At 63.5% G+C, this 15862-nt stretch carries 14 protein-coding genes; all 14 read right to left on the reverse strand.

Features of this window, described 5'->3' with window-relative positions; genetic code table 11:
- Positions 1–26: 26 nt before the first annotated feature.
- Positions 27–473: a hypothetical protein gene (locus tag HGP13_RS26420; protein ID WP_172230788.1), complete on the reverse strand. Its 447-nt coding sequence runs from the start codon at positions 471–473 to the stop codon at positions 27–29.
- Positions 474–618: 145 nt separating this feature from the next.
- The gene (locus HGP13_RS26425; RefSeq protein ID WP_172230791.1) at positions 619–3579 is read right to left on the reverse strand and encodes a bifunctional [glutamine synthetase] adenylyltransferase/[glutamine synthetase]-adenylyl-L-tyrosine phosphorylase; all 2961 of its coding nucleotides are present in this window, start codon (positions 3577–3579) and stop codon (positions 619–621) included.
- Positions 3579–5051, reverse strand: coding sequence for a HAMP domain-containing sensor histidine kinase (locus HGP13_RS26430; RefSeq protein WP_172230794.1), 1473 nt, complete (start codon positions 5049–5051; stop codon positions 3579–3581). Before HGP13_RS26430 ends, HGP13_RS26425 begins: the two co-directional genes overlap by 1 nt.
- Positions 5052–5184: 133 nt before the next feature.
- Positions 5185–5859 (reverse strand): response regulator transcription factor, encoded by a 675-nt coding sequence (locus HGP13_RS26435; RefSeq protein ID WP_172230797.1) that lies wholly within the window; start codon positions 5857–5859, stop codon positions 5185–5187.
- 365 nt (positions 5860–6224) lie between these two features.
- The gene (locus tag HGP13_RS26440) at positions 6225–7775 is read right to left on the reverse strand and encodes a Do family serine endopeptidase (RefSeq protein WP_172230800.1); all 1551 of its coding nucleotides are present in this window, start codon (positions 7773–7775) and stop codon (positions 6225–6227) included.
- 134 nt (positions 7776–7909) lie between these two features.
- The gene (locus tag HGP13_RS26445; protein WP_172230803.1) at positions 7910–8377 is read right to left on the reverse strand and encodes a cytochrome c-type biogenesis protein; all 468 of its coding nucleotides are present in this window, start codon (positions 8375–8377) and stop codon (positions 7910–7912) included.
- Positions 8374–10365 (reverse strand): heme lyase CcmF/NrfE family subunit, encoded by a 1992-nt coding sequence (locus HGP13_RS26450; RefSeq protein WP_172230806.1) that lies wholly within the window; start codon positions 10363–10365, stop codon positions 8374–8376. Before HGP13_RS26450 ends, HGP13_RS26445 begins: the two co-directional genes overlap by 4 nt.
- Positions 10366–10397: 32 nt before the next feature.
- Positions 10398–10841 (reverse strand): cytochrome c maturation protein CcmE, encoded by a 444-nt coding sequence (ccmE, locus tag HGP13_RS26455; protein WP_172230809.1) that lies wholly within the window; start codon positions 10839–10841, stop codon positions 10398–10400.
- A gap of 2 nt (positions 10842–10843) precedes the next feature.
- Positions 10844–11977 (reverse strand): c-type cytochrome biogenesis protein CcmI, encoded by a 1134-nt coding sequence (gene ccmI / locus HGP13_RS26460; protein WP_172230812.1) that lies wholly within the window; start codon positions 11975–11977, stop codon positions 10844–10846.
- Positions 11978–12094: 117 nt separating this feature from the next.
- Complete coding sequence (locus HGP13_RS26465) at positions 12095–12532, reverse strand: hypothetical protein (RefSeq protein WP_172230815.1); 438 nt, start codon at positions 12530–12532, stop codon at positions 12095–12097.
- Between the two features lie 208 nt (positions 12533–12740).
- Positions 12741–14111 carry an ATP-binding protein gene (locus HGP13_RS26470; protein ID WP_172234856.1) on the reverse strand — a complete coding sequence of 457 codons (1371 nt, stop codon included), beginning with the start codon at positions 14109–14111 and terminating at the stop codon, positions 12741–12743.
- A 40-nt stretch (positions 14112–14151) separates the two neighbouring features.
- Positions 14152–14817 carry a response regulator transcription factor gene (locus HGP13_RS26475; RefSeq protein WP_172230818.1) on the reverse strand — a complete coding sequence of 222 codons (666 nt, stop codon included), beginning with the start codon at positions 14815–14817 and terminating at the stop codon, positions 14152–14154.
- An 88-nt stretch (positions 14818–14905) separates the two neighbouring features.
- Positions 14906–15205, reverse strand: coding sequence for a hypothetical protein (locus HGP13_RS26480; protein ID WP_172230821.1), 300 nt, complete (start codon positions 15203–15205; stop codon positions 14906–14908).
- A 172-nt stretch (positions 15206–15377) separates the two neighbouring features.
- Positions 15378–15785, reverse strand: coding sequence for a DUF3168 domain-containing protein (locus HGP13_RS26485; protein WP_172230824.1), 408 nt, complete (start codon positions 15783–15785; stop codon positions 15378–15380).
- Positions 15786–15862: the final 77 nt, after the last annotated feature.

Raw genomic sequence — 15862 nt, forward strand, 5'->3', positions numbered from 1 at the left:
GTCGCCGGAGCCTTCCTCGAACAACCTCACTGCACGCTGCCGTCGTTGCCTTCGTCATCCAATAGCTCGCTCTTCTCGATCTTGCCGTCATTGTTCCTGTCGAGCATAGCGAAGACCTTGTTCTCGCGACCGGTGATGTCATCTGACGTCAGCGTGCCGTCGCCCTTGGAGTCGTAGCGGGCGATGATGCGCTTGGCCATCCGCTCGAAGCGCGCCTTCTCCAGCGCGTCGGCGAGCTGGGCGACGGTCAACTTGCCGCCATTGGCGGCAACGAGCTTCTTCAGCCGCGCGTTCATGGCGTCGGAGAACTGGTCGAAGGTGATGGCGCCGTCCGAATCGCTGATCGCCTTGTTGAGGCGCATCATCGTGTCCTCGCGCATTTTCGCGCTGGCATTGTTTTCGGCATAGGCCGTGGTGCCGACGGCGCCGGCAAGTGCTGCGAAGGCAAGGGCAAGCTTGGTTGACTTTCTCATGGGTCTTCTCCTGTAGCATCGTCACCCCCGATGCCAGAGCGGCGGATCTTCGATCCTGTTGCCGCTCTATCTCTTTGTTTGAGCACCGGACTTTCCCAAAACCGGTTTCCACTTTGGGGTCCGATGCTCTAGCGGACCAACTATTTCACGGTCGTCCGGCACGAAGCAAAAGGTCGAAGTCATTCCTGACCTTTTGCGACGTCTCCTTGAGATGTGCTTCCAGCACACCGAAATCCGGCAGGTCGGTCACCGCCAGAAGCAGATCTGAAAGCCCCGGTGGAACGTCGTCGCGCTCGAAGGCTCCCGTGAGGCACAGCCGGGTCACCTGGGTCAGCGCCAGATAGAGCGCGAAGGCGGCGCCAAGTTCCTGCCGGATGCCGGCATCGGCGAAGACAGGCGCGAGGCGGGACAGTATCTCGGCCGTGCCGGTGACACGCGGCCCAGCCTCGACCTGTCCGGTGATGACAGCCACCTGGGCGATGAATTCGAGATCGATCAGACCGCCGGGGATCAGCTTGATGTCCCAGAGGTCACGCGGCGGCTTTTCCTTATCGATCATGGCGCGCATGTCCACGGCTTCCGTGCTCACCTTTGCCGCGTCGCGCGGCTGGCCAAGCACCACAGCAACTTCCGCTTCGACCTCAGCGCACAGGGCGCCATCGCCGGCAATGGCGCGTGCCCGCGACAGCGCCATGTGTTCCCAGGTCCAGGCCTCTTGGCGCTGGTATTTCTTGAAGGCATCGATATGGGTGGCCACCGGACCCTTGTTGCCGGACGGCCGCAGTCGCAGGTCGAGTTCGTAGAGCACCCCCTCGGCCGTCGGTGCTGACACCGCCGCGATCAGCCGCTGCGTCATGCGAGTGTAGTAATGCGAAGGCGCCAGCGGCTTGTCGCCGTCGGAGTCTTCGGCATCCGCGTCGTGGTCGTAGAGCAGGATGAGGTCGACATCCGATCCCGCGGTCAACTCGCGGCTGCCAAGCTTGCCCATGCCGAGCAGCGAAACCACACCGCCGGCGATCGTACCGTGGCGCGCCGCGAACTCGGCGGTCACTGCCTGCAGAGCTGCCTCGATGGTGAGATCGGCCAGATCGGAAAAGGCGCGGCCGGCCCGGGCCGGATCGATCGAGCCAGCAAGCAGCCGCACACCGATGAGGAATTTCTGCTCCGAGGCAAAGATGCGCAGCCGGTCGAGCACATCCTCGTAAAGTCTGTCGCCTTCGACAAAGGCGGAAAGCCGTGCCGACAGATACGCGCGGTCCGGCAGTTCACTCAGCAAGGCCGGATCGAGCAGGCCGTCGAACACATGCGGCCGGCGTGTGATGATCGCCGCCAGCCGAGGTGCTGCGCCCATGATCGTCGCCATCAGCTTGAGCAGCGCCGGGTTTGACTGCAGCAGTGAAAACAGCTGGATGCCGGCCGGCAGGCCGGCTAGAAACTCGTCGAAGCGGATCAAGGCCTCGTCCGCCCGGCGCGTCTGGCCGAATGCCTTAAGCAGCGCCGGCGTCAATTCCGTCAGCCGCTCGCGCGCCTCCGCCGACTGGGTGACGCGATAGCGGCCGAAATGCCAACCGCGAATGACACGGCAGATGTCGCTCGGCCGCTGAAAGCCGAGACCGTGCAAGGTCTGCAGCGTATCGGGGTCATCGACGTCCCCAGTGAAGACCAGATTGCCGATACCCGCCGAAAGCTCCGGTGCTGTTTCAAACAGCGCCGCATAGTGGCGCTCGACCTGTTGCAACGAGGCGCGGAATGCCTGGGAAAAGGCCGCTGCATCGGCAAAGCCCAGCATGCGGGCGATGCGCTCCAGCCCCTCATCGTCTTCCGGCAGCGTGTGGGTCTGCTCGTCGGCCACCATCTGGATGGCGTGTTCGACACGGCGCAGGAACCAGTACTGGCGGGCGAGTGCGTCACGCGCCTCGGAGGTGATCCATCCGCGGGCCGCGAGCTGGCCGAGCATCGGCACGGTCTCGCGGCCGCGCAGTTCCGGAAAGCGACCGCCGGCGATGAGCTGCTGGGTCTGGACGAAGAACTCGATCTCGCGGATGCCGCCACGGCCGAGCTTGACGTTGTGGCCTTTCACGGCGATCTCGCCATGGCCTTTGTGGGCGTGGATCTGGCGCTTGATCGAATGGACGTCGGCAATCGCCGCGTAGTCCATGTATTTGCGCCAGATGTAGGGCTGCAACTCCTTGAGGAAGGCAGCACCCGCGTCCATGTCGCCGGCCACCGGACGCGCCTTGATCATCGCCGCACGTTCCCAATTTTGGCCCCGCGCTTCGTAGTAGCGCAGCGCGGCTTCAACGGGGATCGCCAGCGGGGTCGAACCGGGATCCGGGCGCAGCCGCAGATCTGTGCGGAAGACATAGCCGTGCTCTGTACGGTCCTGCAGGATGCGCACCAGCCGTCGCGTCAGCCGCGAAAACAGTTCGGTAGCATCGAGAGGATCGACAATTGCGGGTGCTTCCGGATCGAAGAAGACGACAAGGTCGATGTCGGAAGAGAAATTCAGCTCGTGCGCGCCGAGCTTGCCCATGCCGAGCAGTATCCAGCCCGACTGCCGCGACGGCTTGTCGAGATCGGGCAGCTTGAGCTTGCCCTGGCCGTGCGCGTCGCGCAGCAGGAAGTCGACGGCCGCGCGGGTGCAGGCATCGGCAAGATCGCTCAGCCGCCGCACCGTCAGCGACGTTTCCGCTTCACCGGCGAGATCGGCGAGCGCGATCAGGAAATGCGCCTCGGCCTTGCAGTGGCGCAGCTCCATCATCAGCCCGGATTCGGAGACCGCTTCGGCCAGCGGTGCCTGTTCGATCGCGGCGGCGATCGCTTTCAGCCGCGCCGCGACCGGTTGGTCGAACAGGCCGTCCAGGATCTGCGGCCGGCGACGCGCCGTGTCACGCAGGAATGGCGAGAGGTCGAAGACAGCGGCTAGGAAATCCTGGCCCTCCCCCTTGCCGGCCAGGAACTTGACCAGCCGCGCCAACCCTTCTTCACGTGCCACAGCAGTGATTTCGGCCAGTTCGTGCCGCGCCCGGCCTTCGTCGAGAGGGGTAAGCCCAACCGCCGGCTTCAGCAGCCAGTCCGTGAGCGTCCTTTTCGCAACCGCAGCCATCAGTGATCCTCCCGCGCGGGGAAAGTCATGACCACGGATAGCCCCGGATTGCCAGGCAACAGATCAAGCCGTCCATAGTGGAAGGTCATGACCGCCTTGGCGAGGCTGAGGCCAAGGCCGGAGCCCGGCTGAGAACGGCTCTTTTCCAATCGAACGAAACGTTCGGTCGCCCGGGCTCGATCGGCATCGTCCGGAATGCCCTGGCCGTTGTCGGCGACACAAAGCCTGATCTCGCCATGTGTCCGCTCAAGCGTCACACGAACCGCCGGCTTGGACGTGGAATCCGTCGAATATTTGATCGCATTGTCGACGATGTTGGACAGCGCCTGGCCGATCAGCTCGCGGTTGCCGTCGACGATAAAAGCGCCGCTCACCTCGGCTTCGAGCGAAACACCGGCCTCTTCCGCCACCGGCTCGTAGAGCTCGACGACATCACGCACGGCCGCGGCCAGATCGACGCGATTGGTGTGCTCCGACGAATATCCGGCCTCCAGCCGCGAGATCATCAGGATGGCGTTGAAGGTCTTTATCAGCTGGTCGGACTCGGCAATGGTGCCTTCCAGCGCCTGGCGGTAATCGGCGGGCTTGTGTTTGCCGGAAAGTGTCGCCTCAGCGCGGTTGCGCAGCCGGGTCAGCGGCGTTTTCAGGTCATGCGCGATGTTGTCGGAAACCTGCTTCAAGCCTTCGTTGAGCGTAGCGATCCTGGCCAGCATGGAATTCAGGTTTTCCGAAAGCCGGTCGAACTCGTCACCGGCGCCGGTCACCGGCAGCCGGCCCGAGAGATCACCGCCCATGATGCGGCGGCTGGCCTCCGACACGCTGTCGATGCGCTTCAGCGCGGCACGGCCGACAAAGAACCAGATGAGCAGTCCGCCGAGCCCCATCATGCCAAGCGCCAGCATGAGGGCGCGGCGGATAACGGCGCGAAAGCGCTCCGGTTCGCCAAGATCGCGCCCGACCAGCAGGATCATCTGATTGGGCAGCCGCAGCACCAGCGCAATGGCGTTGTGACCTTTCTCGCCCTCTGTTTGCGCCGCATCGTTTGAAGGGGATGGCGTCGGGTCGGACGCCCCACTGCGCAAACGATCAAGCTCGCCTTCGCCGAAGCGCTTGTAGGAGAACGGCTCGGTCGTCCAGCCCTCGGTATCGATCACACCAGGTTCCAAGGCCTGCACATTGCCGGTCAGTATCTGGCCATTGGTGTCGGCGATCAGATAGAGGTTAGCGCCAGGCTGACGGGAGCGGTTTTCGACCACGCGCACCAGCAACGGCAGGCCGCCTTTCTTGTAGGCGCTGGCCAAGCCTATTATCTCATCATTTATTGTGTCCTGCGTCTGCCCGGTCAGCATGCTCGCTGACAGCGACGTCATGTAGAAGACCAGCAGCACGGCGCACAGCGCGAAAAGCAGGAAATAGAGCGCCGAAAGCCGCGCTGCCGTCGTCTTCATGATGGCCGGCACGGAAAGAGCCATGCTGTCGCCTAGATCAGCATGACGATTGGTCGAATCGTCATGCTAATCTAGCTCTTTGTTGTTGGAGCATGACCTCTGGACAAACGAAACCGTTTGTCTGAGAAAACCGGTTCCCACTTTTCGGGGTCATGCTCTAGCCGCCCTTCAGCATGTAGCCGGAGCCGCGAACCGTGTGCAGGATCGGCTTGTCGAAGCCCTTTTCGATTTTGCCCCGCAACCGCGAGACATGGACGTCGATGACATTGGTCTGCGGATCGAAATGATAATCCCAGACATTTTCGAGCAGCATGGTGCGCGTCACCACCTGGCCGGCATGGCGCATCAGATATTCGAGCAAGCGGAATTCGCGCGGCTGCAGCGTGATCTCGCGCGCCGCCCGGCGAACCGAATGCGACAGTCTGTCGAGTTCAAGGTCGCCAACCCGGTAGACGGTCTCGGCCTCCTTGGCGCTGGCGCGACGGTTCAACACCTCGACGCGGGCCAGAAGCTCGGAAAACGCATAGGGCTTGGTCAGATAATCATCCCCGCCGGCGCGCAGGCCGGTGACCCGGTCATCGACCTCACCCAGCGCCGAGAGGATCAGCACCGGCGTGGTGTTGCCCCGGGAGCGAAGGCCGGCAATGACCGACAACCCGTCGCGGCGCGGCATCATCCGGTCGATGACCATGACATCATAGTCGCCGGCGTCGGCAAGCGCGAAGCCGGTTTCGCCATCACCGGCGACATGCGCGGTATGACCCGCCTCGGTGAAGGCTTTCTGCAGATAATCCGCAGCCTCGCGATCGTCTTCTATGACGAGAATCTTCATGGGGCCGTTATACGCGATTTCGCTGGAAGGTTGAGTAGCCGGCATCTGCATTTTAGCCTTTGCCAAAGCGCGTCGCGATCAAGATGATCGGGACCGCGCGCGATGAAATCTTGTTCTCTGGTTGTCTTCATCCCGGACAAGCCTGTTTCGGGCCTGTTTCGGGGCATGATCCTGCAATCATGACGTTCTCTCGGCCCAGGCCCGAGGGAGCGCTTTTAGGCGACTTCCAAAATGTGCGGCAGCGGGCGATGGGAGGCCCGCTGCCGCTGGAGGAGAGCACGATGACTGACTAACGCACCCGGCTCCATGCTTTCCCATGCGGTGGCTCGGGGGTGTTTGAAACCGCCGCACCGGAAAAGTCGTTGTCAGCCCTTGGCGACGGGCAGCGCGACGAAGCGGTTGTTGTCGTCGCGGGTGATCTGCATCAGCACGGCCTTCCGTCCAGCCTTCACCGCGTCGGTCATCGCCTTGGTGACGTCGTCGGTGCCATTCACTTCGACCGAATTGACTGCGGTGATGATGTCGCCCGGCTGGATGCCGCGGTCGGCGGCATCGCTGTCGGGATCGACATCGGTCACCACGAGACCCTTGCCGTTTTCGGACTTGGTGACCTTGAGGCCGAGATCGGCCAGCGTGTCGGGCTTGGCCGGAGCGGCGGGCTGCGGCTGCTGGTCGTTCGAGGCCTGCTTGTCACTCACCGGCAGCTTGCCGAGATCGACTTTGATCGTCTGGCTCTTGCCGTCGCGCCAGACGGTGACGTCAACCGACTTGCCCGGCGAATAGGCGCCGATCAGGCGGGCGAGTTCCTTCGGCGAAGCGACGTCCTTGCCCTCGACCTGGGTGATGACGTCACCAGCCGCGATGCCGGCCTTCTTGCCGGGGCCATCGTCCTGGGCGCTCGACACCAACGCGCCATTGTTGGACTTCAGACCGAGCGATTCGGCGATGTCAGAGGTAACCGGCTGGATTTCGACGCCGAGCCAGCCGCGCTGCACCGCACCGTTCTTCATCAGGTCTTCGACAACCTGCTTGGCGGTCGAGGCAGGAATGTCGAAGGCGATACCGACGCTGCCGCCGGAAGGCGAGAAGATCGCGGTGTTGATGCCGACCACCTGGCCGTTGAGATTGAAGGTCGGGCCACCCGAATTGCCGCGGTTGACCGAGGCGTCGATCTGGAGGAAATCGTCATAGGGGCCGGCGCCGATGTCACGGCCGCGTGCCGACACGATGCCGGCGGTGACAGTGCCACCGAGGCCGAACGGATTGCCGACCGCCACAACCCAGTCGCCGACACGAACCTTGGAATCGTCGGCGAAGTCGACATAGGTGAACTTGCCGCTGCCTTCGACCTTGAGCACGGCGAGATCGGTGCGCGGGTCGGTACCGACCAGCTTGGCATCAAATTCCTTGCCGTCATTGGTCACCACGGTGAAGGCGGTGCCCTCTTCGACGACGTGGTTGTTGGTGACGAGATAGCCGTCATCGGAAATGAAGAAGCCGGAGCCCTGCGCCACCGGGCGCGGCTGGTCGTTGTTACGGTCGCGATGACCGAAGCGGCGATGGCCGTCATCGTTCTGGCCGTTCTGATCGCCAAAGCCCCGGAATTCCTTGAAGAAGCGGCGCAGCTGCGGATTGTTGGGAAGATTGTCGAGACCGTCCTGATCATCGGAGCCATCATCGGCGGTCGGCTGGATCTTGGCCTTCACCTTGACGCTGACGACGGCCGGCGAAACGCGCTCGACGACATCGGCGAAGCCTTGCACCTGCGGCGCCTCGACGCGTACGGCATCGGCCAGAACGGGACTGGTTCCGCCGGTCAGCGCGCCAACGCCGATCACGCCGGCAACGGCGACGGAAGCGGCGGCAGCCAGGAGACGCTTACGGGTGCGGGAATATGAAATGGGGGCAATATTCATGGGGTCTCGTATCCTCTTTCAAACGGACGCTGCTTGATTGGCATCCTCGGGGAGAGAGACTTAGAGAGGCGCACATTACGGCGCCATTTCCGACACATGAAACTTTGGTAATGTTGGCGGGGCGGTCGCCGCCGTCAGTCGCGGTGAAGGATGGCGTCCAATGCCGCCTGTTCCTCTGAAGACAGGGACTTTGTCGCCAGTGTCCGGCGCGACCGCGCAGTCAACACAATGAATACGCCTCCGACCAGCAGCAACAGTACGGGCGTGCCCCAAAGCAGTGCGTTGCGCAGGTCGAAACGCGGCTTCAGCAGCACGAATTCGCCGTAGCGCGAAACGACATAGTCCATGACCTGCTTGTCGGTATCGCCGGCGACCAGGCGCTGGCGCACCAGGATGCGAAGATCGCGGGCAAGATCGGCATCGGATTCGTCGATCGACTGGTTCTGGCAGACCATGCAGCGCAAGCCTTCCGACAGCGCCCGCGCCCGCGCCTCGAGCGCCGGATCGGCCAGCATCTCGTCAGGCTTCACCGCCATTGCCGTACCGGCAAACAACAGCGCCAGCAAAAGGAAAATCGAGGTCAATGAAAGGCGTGCGCTCATGGCAGGGCCGCGGGCGCCACGGCGCTGGCCTGCTTGCGCCGGCGCGAGGGCGCGCCGACACGCAGACGCCTGTCCATCAGCGACATGGCAGCACCCGCCATCATCACCAGGCCGCCGCCCCAGATCAGCGTCACCAGCGGTTTCCACCACAGGCGCACCACGACGGAGCCGTCCTTGTTCTCATCACCGAGCGAAATGTAGAGCTGCGAAAAGCCAAGGGTCTTGATGCCGGACTCCGTCGTCGTCGTCTGCCGCACCGGAAAGAAACGCTTGGCGGAACTGATTTCGCCGACAGGACTGCCGCTCACGCCGATCAGTTCGAAGCGGCCGCGGTCCTCGCTGTAGTTTGGCCCTTGCGCCGGATAGAGCCCGACGAAACGCAGCGTATGGCCTGACAATTCGACTGTCTCACCGGCACGCATGCTGAGTATCTTCTCGGTGCCGAAGGAGAGCGTGGCGACGATGCCGAGCAATGTCAGGCCGAGGCCGAGATGGGCCAATGCCGTGCCGAAGACCGAGCGCGGCAGGCCGGCGAAGCGCCTGAACATGACGGCCGGTGCGACCGATCCGACGCCGGACTTGACGGCAAGGTCGGTGAGCGCGCCGGCGACCAGCCAGACGGCAAGGCCGATGCCGAGGGCAGCAAACACCGACGCACCGTCGATAAACAGGCCGGTGACCAGCATCGCCGCCAGGGCTACGGCGAAGGCCGCCATCAGGCGTTGCGATGCGGCGAAGATATCGCCGCGCTTCCATGCCAGCAGCGGCCCGAACGGCACGATGGCCAGAAGCGGCAGCATCAAGGGGCCGAAGGTGAGGTCGAAGAACGGCGCCCCGACCGAGATCTTGTCGCCGGTGAGTGCCTCCAACGCCAGCGGGTAAAGCGTGCCGACGAACACCGTGGCGGTCGCCGTGGTCAGAAACAGATTGTTGAGGACGAGCGCGCCTTCGCGCGAAATCGGGTGAAACAGGCCGCCGGCCGTCAGCCTCGAGGCGCGCAGCGCAAACAGCGCCAGCGAGCCGCCGATGAACAGTGTCAGGATGCACAGGATGAAGACACCACGCGTCGGATCGGTGGCGAAGGCGTGCACCGAAGTGAGCACGCCCGAGCGCACCAGGAAGGTGCCGAGCAGCGACAGTGAGAAGGTGAGGATGGCGAGCAGCAGCGTCCAGATCTTCAGCGCCGAGCGCTTTTCCATGACGATGGCCGAATGCAGCAGCGCGGTGCCCGCCAGCCACGGCATGAAGGAAGCGTTCTCGACCGGATCCCAGAACCAGAAGCCACCCCAGCCGAGCTCGTAGTAGGCCCAGTACGATCCCATGGCGATGCCGCCGGTCAGGAACATCCAGGCGACCAATGTCCATGGCCGCACCCAGCGCGCCCAGGAGGCGTCGATGCGGCCCTCGATGAGGGCGGCGACCGAGAAGGAGAAGCAGATCGAGAAGCCGACATAGCCGAGATAGAGCAGCGGCGGATGGATGGCTAGGCCGAGATCCTGCAGGACCGGGTTGAGGTCACGACCTTCAATCGGTGCCGGATTGAGCCGGATGAAGGGGTTGGACGTCGCCAGGATGAACAGGAAGAAGGCAGCGCCAATGGAGCCCTGCACCGCCAGCACATTGGCACGCAGCGTCGCCGGCAGGTTGGAGCCGAAAGCTGCGACCAGCGCGCCGAAGAAGGTCAGGATCAGCACCCAGAGCAGCATCGAGCCTTCGTGATTGCCCCAGGTTCCGGTGATCTTGTAGATCATCGGCTGCAGCGAATGCGAGTTTTCCCAGACGCTCGCCACGGAGAAATCGGAGTTCGCGTAGGCACCCGCCAGTGCCGCGAAGGACAACGCCGTCAGCGCAAAGCCGGTCACCGCGACGGGACCGCCGACAGCCATCAGGCGCTGGTTGTTGAGGCGCGCGCCAAACAGCGGCACGATCGTCTGCACCAGCGAAAGCGCGAACGCCAGGACCAGCGCGAAGTGTCCGGTTTCAACCATGGTTGTTTCCGAAATCCACGTTTGCTCTCCCGCTACTCACTCTTGCTCTCCTGCCAGACGCCCTTGGCCTTCAGGCCCTCGGCCACTTCCTTGGGCATGTAGCGCTCGTCATGCTTGGCCAGCACGCTGTCGGCAACAAAGACACCGTCGGGGCCGAAGGTGCCCTCGGTGATGACACCCTGCTCCTCGCGGAAAAGGTCGGGTAGGATGCCGGTATAGGTGACCTTGATCGATTTATGCGTGTCGGTAACCGAAAAGGCGACCGTCGCCCCCTGCCCGCGCTGGATGGTGCCTTTTTCAACCAGACCGCCGAGCCTGATACGCTGGCCTGGCTGGACGCTTGCCGTGGTGATGTCAGCCGGCATGTAGAAATAGGATGCCTTCTGGCCAAGCGCGTAGAAAGTCAGCCCGGTGGCGGCGCCCAGGAAAGCCAACCCACCCAAAATCACCGACAATCGTTTCTGCTTGCGCGTCATGTCTACTCCGTCACCGTCAGGCCGAGCGAGGCGGCAAAGGCGGTGAATTTCTTGGCTTCGTCACTGCCGGCGCCAAAGACGGCGATGGCGCGACCCAGCGCCTCGCGAGCCTGATCCGCCTTGCCCAGCACCACATAGGAACGAACGAGCCGCATCCATCCTTCCGGGTCACGCGGATTTTGCCGCAATTTCTCGTCGAGGCCGGCGACCATGGTGCTGATCATGGCTTCGCGATCCTGCGACGACATGGAGGAAGCGGCGTCGACGTCCGCAGCATCGGGGCCTTTTCCAGGCGCACCGGAAGCAACTTCGCCGGATTTGGCCAACGCCTGCTCGACCGCACTGCGCCATGGCGAACCTGGCGGCAAGGTGCCCAGCATCGCCTGCCAGGCCGCGGCTGCGTCCTTGGCCCGGCCCTCCTGCGCCAAGGCAACGGCCAGATAGAAGCTGGCTTTCGCATTGGCCGGATCGAGCTTCAGCGCCGCCTCGAAGGCATCCTGGGCATCGGCGGAAACAATGCCGCCCGCCGCGCCGGCGATTGCCTCGCCGAGGCCAGCCTGGCGAACGGCGCTGTCGCCATCGAAGCGGATGGCGTTGCGATACGCCGCCACCGCGTCGGAAAAGCGCTGCATGCGCAGATGGACCGGGGCCAGCACGTCCCAGCCCCGGCCGTCGGAAGGGTTGGCGGCAAGATGGGCCTCGGCCCGCGCCACCAATTCGTCGACCGAACTGTCGGCCGGGTTCTTGGCCAGACGTTGGCTGAGCGGCTGCGACGGCAGGTCAGGCGAGCCGATCTGGCTGTAAAGGCCCCAGCTGACCAGCGGCACCGCCAGCACGGCCACTGTCGCGACAAGCCGAGCGGTGACCGAGACCTGCCCGGCCGATGCCTTGCCGGCCGTATCCGCAGTGTCGAGGCGAAGGATGCGGCGCGCGATTTCGGCGCGCGCCTCGGCCGCTTCCGCCGGCTGGATCAGGCCGCGCGCGGCGTCGCGGTCAAGCTCGGATAATTGATCGCGATAGACTTCCAGGTCGTGATCGCCGCTCGACGACGCGCCCTTGGCTCCTGCGGCCAGCGGCAGCAGCACCGCCAGGCTCGCACCCAGCGTCAGTATCGCGGCTATGACCCAGAACAGCATGGTTCTTCCAATAACGACAGAGCCTTGCCCTGCCAACACAAGCATCCTGCGACGCTTTGACGGTCGCAGCGCCTGACGTCCTTGATCGACATCAACCGGACGGAGCCGGTCTGGATATCAGGTCAGCGGCGTCCAGCTGCCATCGGCGTTGCGGCAAGCGGTTCCGCGCGCCGTGACGCCCGCTCCGCCGGTGAAGACCGTCTGCGTGTACTGGCGGCAATCCTGCGAACCGACGCGATAGGGTTGGGCCGGAACCACCTCGCCATAGCGTGAAGGCTGATCGCCCTTCCATGTCACCTTTTGGCCGCTCGTCGTATATTCGAGCGCCTTGTATTCCGCCTCGAGAGCGCTGCGCTTTTCCGTTGCGCTGAGGCTGCTGCCGATCGAGCCGCCAATCAGGCCACCGCCCATCGCTGATATGATTGAGGTGGTGACCTTGCCGCTTGACGGAGGCGTCGAGGCCGGTGTCGGCGCGAGCGTTGGGCCCTTGCCGCTCAAGGTGGAGCAGCCGGACACGGCCAGCAAGGCGGAAACAAGCGCGACGCGAATCTTCATGCCAACAACCGGTTTTCTTGAGTTGGAGCCTGCCATGGATGCGCCGGGGGCCGCGTCATCGGAGAAGTAGGTGTGGCCATAGTATTGATATTTGTCGGAAATTTGGCCGCTGCCGACCGCATCAGGAGCAATTGATATTGCTCCGGGATTAATCGATATGCCGCCATAACATATGCCGTCCACCGCGTCGATTGGCCCCGACAAAGCGTCACTGTAGGCTCCGCAATCGTACTACCGCCTTCAATCCACCCAGGCGGGATCGTTCGAGCGCGAGAACGCCTCCATACTCGTTGACGAGATCGGCGACAATGGCCAGCCCCAGACCTGTTCCCGGCTTTGTCTCGTCGAGGCGCCTTCCACGCTTCAGCGCGTCGCGCGCCTGGTCCTCGGGAATGCCCGGGCCGTCGTCGTCGATGCTGATCTCGAACAGATTGTCATCCTTGCCGGCCAAGGGGGCCACCGTGACCGACACCGCGCTTTTTGCCCATTTCATCGCATTTTCGAGAAGATTGCCGAGCAGTTCCTCGAGGTCTTCGCGTTCGCCGGCAAAGACGATCTCGGTGACCGGAAGCGTCAGCGACAGGCTGGTCTGCGGGTTGAGCTTCTGCAAGACCCGCACCATGCGCTGCACCAGCGGCGCCACCGGTGTGCGGTAGACGACGCTGTCGCGTTGCGCCGCGACGCGGGCGCGTTGCAGATAGTGGTCGACCTGCTTCTGCATCGAGGCGGCCTGTTCGGCGATCAATTGTCCCTTGGCGCCGCCAAGCGCCCGGCCTTCGTTGAGCAGCACCGCGAGCGGTGTCTTCAGCGAATGGGCGAGGTTGCCGACCTGGGTTCGCGAGCGCTCGACGATGCGTTTGTTGTTCTCGATCAAGGCGTTGGTTTCGTTGGCCAATGGTTCGATCTCGGCCGGGAAGCGACCGTCGAGCCGCTGCGCCGTGCCTTCGCGCACCATGGCAAGTGCGTTGCGGACCCGGCGCAGCGGCTGCAGGCCGAGCAGGATGGCGATGGCGTTGATGGCGATCATGCCAATGCCGAAAAGGCCGAGATAGGTCAGCAAGCGGCGCTGGAAGGTGGAGATTTCCTGTTCGAGTTCGCTCTGGTTGCCCATGACGCGGAAACGCGCGGCGCGGTTCTTGGCGTCGAGCACGAATTCGCTCTCGAACACTTCCAGCCGCTCGCCGTCGATGCCTTCGGTCGCATAGCTGCGCTGGAAGCTCGCATTGAACGGCACTTCGGCAACGCCGGGCGATGGGATCGTCGTGGTCATCGAGGACGAATGAAGATCGCCATGCACGCCTTCCGAGGCTGGCTCGACCGACCAGTACCAGCCTGAATTCGGTTCCGAGAAGCGGAGGTCGCCGAGGTCGGGAGCGCCGGTCAGCGCTCCCGTGTCGGAAATGCCGATGGACCCGATCAGGTTGAACAGATGCGCCGACAACAGGCTGTCGAAGCCGCGCTCGCTGGCCTGGCGATAAAGCGTGGTGATCAAAGTGAAGATGACGACAAGGGTCAGGATCGCCCACACCGTGGAAAAGGCGATGACTCGGAACGTCAGCGAACGCGGCCACAAACGCAGCGAAAACGGCGCCCTTGCGGTTGGTTTGAGCGGTTCCGAGTTACGCCTCCGGCTCGCGCATGCGGTAGCCCATGCCACGCACGGTTTCGATCATGTCGATGCCCATCTTCTTGCGCAGCCGCCCGACAAAGACCTCGATGGTGTTGGAATCGCGGTCGAAATCCTGATCGTAGAGATGCTCGACCAATTCGGTCCGCGAGACCACCTCGCCCATATGGTGCATCAGATACGCAAGCAGGCGGAATTCGTGCGAGGTTAGCTTAAGCGGCACGCCGTCGACGTCGGCCTTTGAGGCCTTGGTGTCGAGGCGCAGCGGCCCGCAGGTGAGTTCGGACGAAGCATGGCCGGCGGCGCGACGGATCAGGGCCCTGAGCCTCGCTAGCACCTCCTCGATGTGGAACGGCTTGGTGACATAGTCGTCCGCGCCGGCATCGATGCCGGAGACCTTGTCGCTCCAGCGGTCGCGTGCGGTCAGGATCAGCACCGGCATCTTGCGGCCGGCGCGGCGCCAGCGCTCGACCACGCTGATGCCGTCCATCTGCGGCAGGCCGATATCGAGCACGACGGCGTCGTAGGGTTCGGTGTCGCCGAGGAAATGACCTTCCTCGCCGTCAAAGGCACGGTCGACGACATAGCCGGCGTCGACCAGCGCGTCCGCTATCTGCCGGTTGAGATCCTTGTCATCCTCGACGACGAGTACACGCATGCGGTGATCGATACCTGTTGAAGGACTTGCTCAGATATAGGCCGATTCCGGCGGCCTGGGAAACGTGCCTCTAGGAGGGAAGATTGGGTCAGTTCTGCGGAACGACGATCTCGGAGCGTCGCGGACGCTGCCCGTCCTTGCCGGGCACGAGCACGACGATGACGCAGACCGGCTGGCCACCGCGTGTCGACTGCGAGGCCTTGGCCAGCGTCCCGCCATTCTGCTCGGCCACCTGCTGGCCGATCGCGTAGCAGTCGGATGCGGCCAGGACGATCGGGCTGGCCTGGTCAGGCGCGACCATCGGCATCGCTGTCGCCTGAGACGCGAACAGCCCGGCAGCACAGAGCGCCAGGGTCGCGGTTCGAAAGTGGGAGCGAAGCGTTTTCATGATCGGCGTTGTAACGCATCGGTGCTGAACGTGAAATGAACAGTGATCGATGCGAAAAACATGTTCGCTGCACCCCTGAACACGAGACGACCGATGGTGATTTCGACGCCCCAATCCGACGAAATCCCGCAGACGCCAATCTAGACTCCGTTACGGTCAGATTGAAAGCGTGTCAGGCATTTTCCCGCGTCAGCGCGCGAAACCGCAGCAGTCCGTGGTGCACGAGAAGTTCCTCGTCATAACGGGCCTCGGTGAACTCAAGCGACAGCCGCGTCTGGCCGCGCGGGCCGATCACCAGTGCGGCGTCGGCGAGACGAGCCTTGATGGCATCCATGATGGCAAGCGTTTCGTCGTCGCCGTGGGCTTTCGACCAGACATGCAGCGTGATCAGCTGATCATCGTTGTTGTCGGCGCCGGTGTTCCAATCAAAGGCGCTGGTCTGGCCGCAGGTCACATAGGGAAAGGCGGCATTGTCGGTTGCCTGTTCGAGCAGGCCAGCGCCGCTTAGCAACGCCGACAGCGACTTATCGCTTTTCAGCCTCAGAAAAAGTGCCTGCAGCAAATCGCCGGGCGCGGTCATTTGTCGTCCCCCTCGCCTGTCACGCCTTGTGCAAGCCGTTCGCCATACCGGCAAGTTTGCGCGCAGCGTACCCGGCT

Origin of the sequence: Mesorhizobium sp. NZP2077, from assembly GCF_013170805.1 — a bacterium.
Classification (GTDB): domain Bacteria; phylum Pseudomonadota; class Alphaproteobacteria; order Rhizobiales; family Rhizobiaceae; genus Mesorhizobium.

Excerpts from the sequence above, each read along its gene's own strand:
- HGP13_RS26480 (WP_172230821.1), bottom strand. The coding sequence starts at position 15,205 with ATGAAAACGCTTCGCTCCCACTTTCGAACCGCGACCCTGGCGCTCTGT.
- HGP13_RS26445 (WP_172230803.1), bottom strand. The coding sequence starts at position 8,377 with ATGAGCGCACGCCTTTCATTGACCTCGATTTTCCTTTTGCTGGCGCTG.
- HGP13_RS26430 (WP_172230794.1), bottom strand. The coding sequence starts at position 5,051 with ATGGCTCTTTCCGTGCCGGCCATCATGAAGACGACGGCAGCGCGGCTT.
- HGP13_RS26435 (WP_172230797.1), bottom strand. The coding sequence starts at position 5,859 with ATGAAGATTCTCGTCATAGAAGACGATCGCGAGGCTGCGGATTATCTG.
- HGP13_RS26425 (WP_172230791.1), bottom strand. The coding sequence starts at position 3,579 with ATGGCTGCGGTTGCGAAAAGGACGCTCACGGACTGGCTGCTGAAGCCG.
- HGP13_RS26440 (WP_172230800.1), bottom strand. The coding sequence starts at position 7,775 with ATGAATATTGCCCCCATTTCATATTCCCGCACCCGTAAGCGTCTCCTG.
- HGP13_RS26420 (WP_172230788.1), bottom strand. The coding sequence starts at position 473 with ATGAGAAAGTCAACCAAGCTTGCCCTTGCCTTCGCAGCACTTGCCGGC.
- ccmE (WP_172230809.1), bottom strand. The coding sequence starts at position 10,841 with ATGACGCGCAAGCAGAAACGATTGTCGGTGATTTTGGGTGGGTTGGCT.
- ccmI (WP_172230812.1), bottom strand. The coding sequence starts at position 11,977 with ATGCTGTTCTGGGTCATAGCCGCGATACTGACGCTGGGTGCGAGCCTG.
- HGP13_RS26465 (WP_172230815.1), bottom strand. The coding sequence starts at position 12,532 with ATGAAGATTCGCGTCGCGCTTGTTTCCGCCTTGCTGGCCGTGTCCGGC.
- HGP13_RS26485 (WP_172230824.1), bottom strand. The coding sequence starts at position 15,785 with ATGACCGCGCCCGGCGATTTGCTGCAGGCACTTTTTCTGAGGCTGAAA.
- HGP13_RS26450 (WP_172230806.1), bottom strand. The coding sequence starts at position 10,365 with ATGGTTGAAACCGGACACTTCGCGCTGGTCCTGGCGTTCGCGCTTTCG.
- HGP13_RS26475 (WP_172230818.1), bottom strand. The coding sequence starts at position 14,817 with ATGCGTGTACTCGTCGTCGAGGATGACAAGGATCTCAACCGGCAGATA.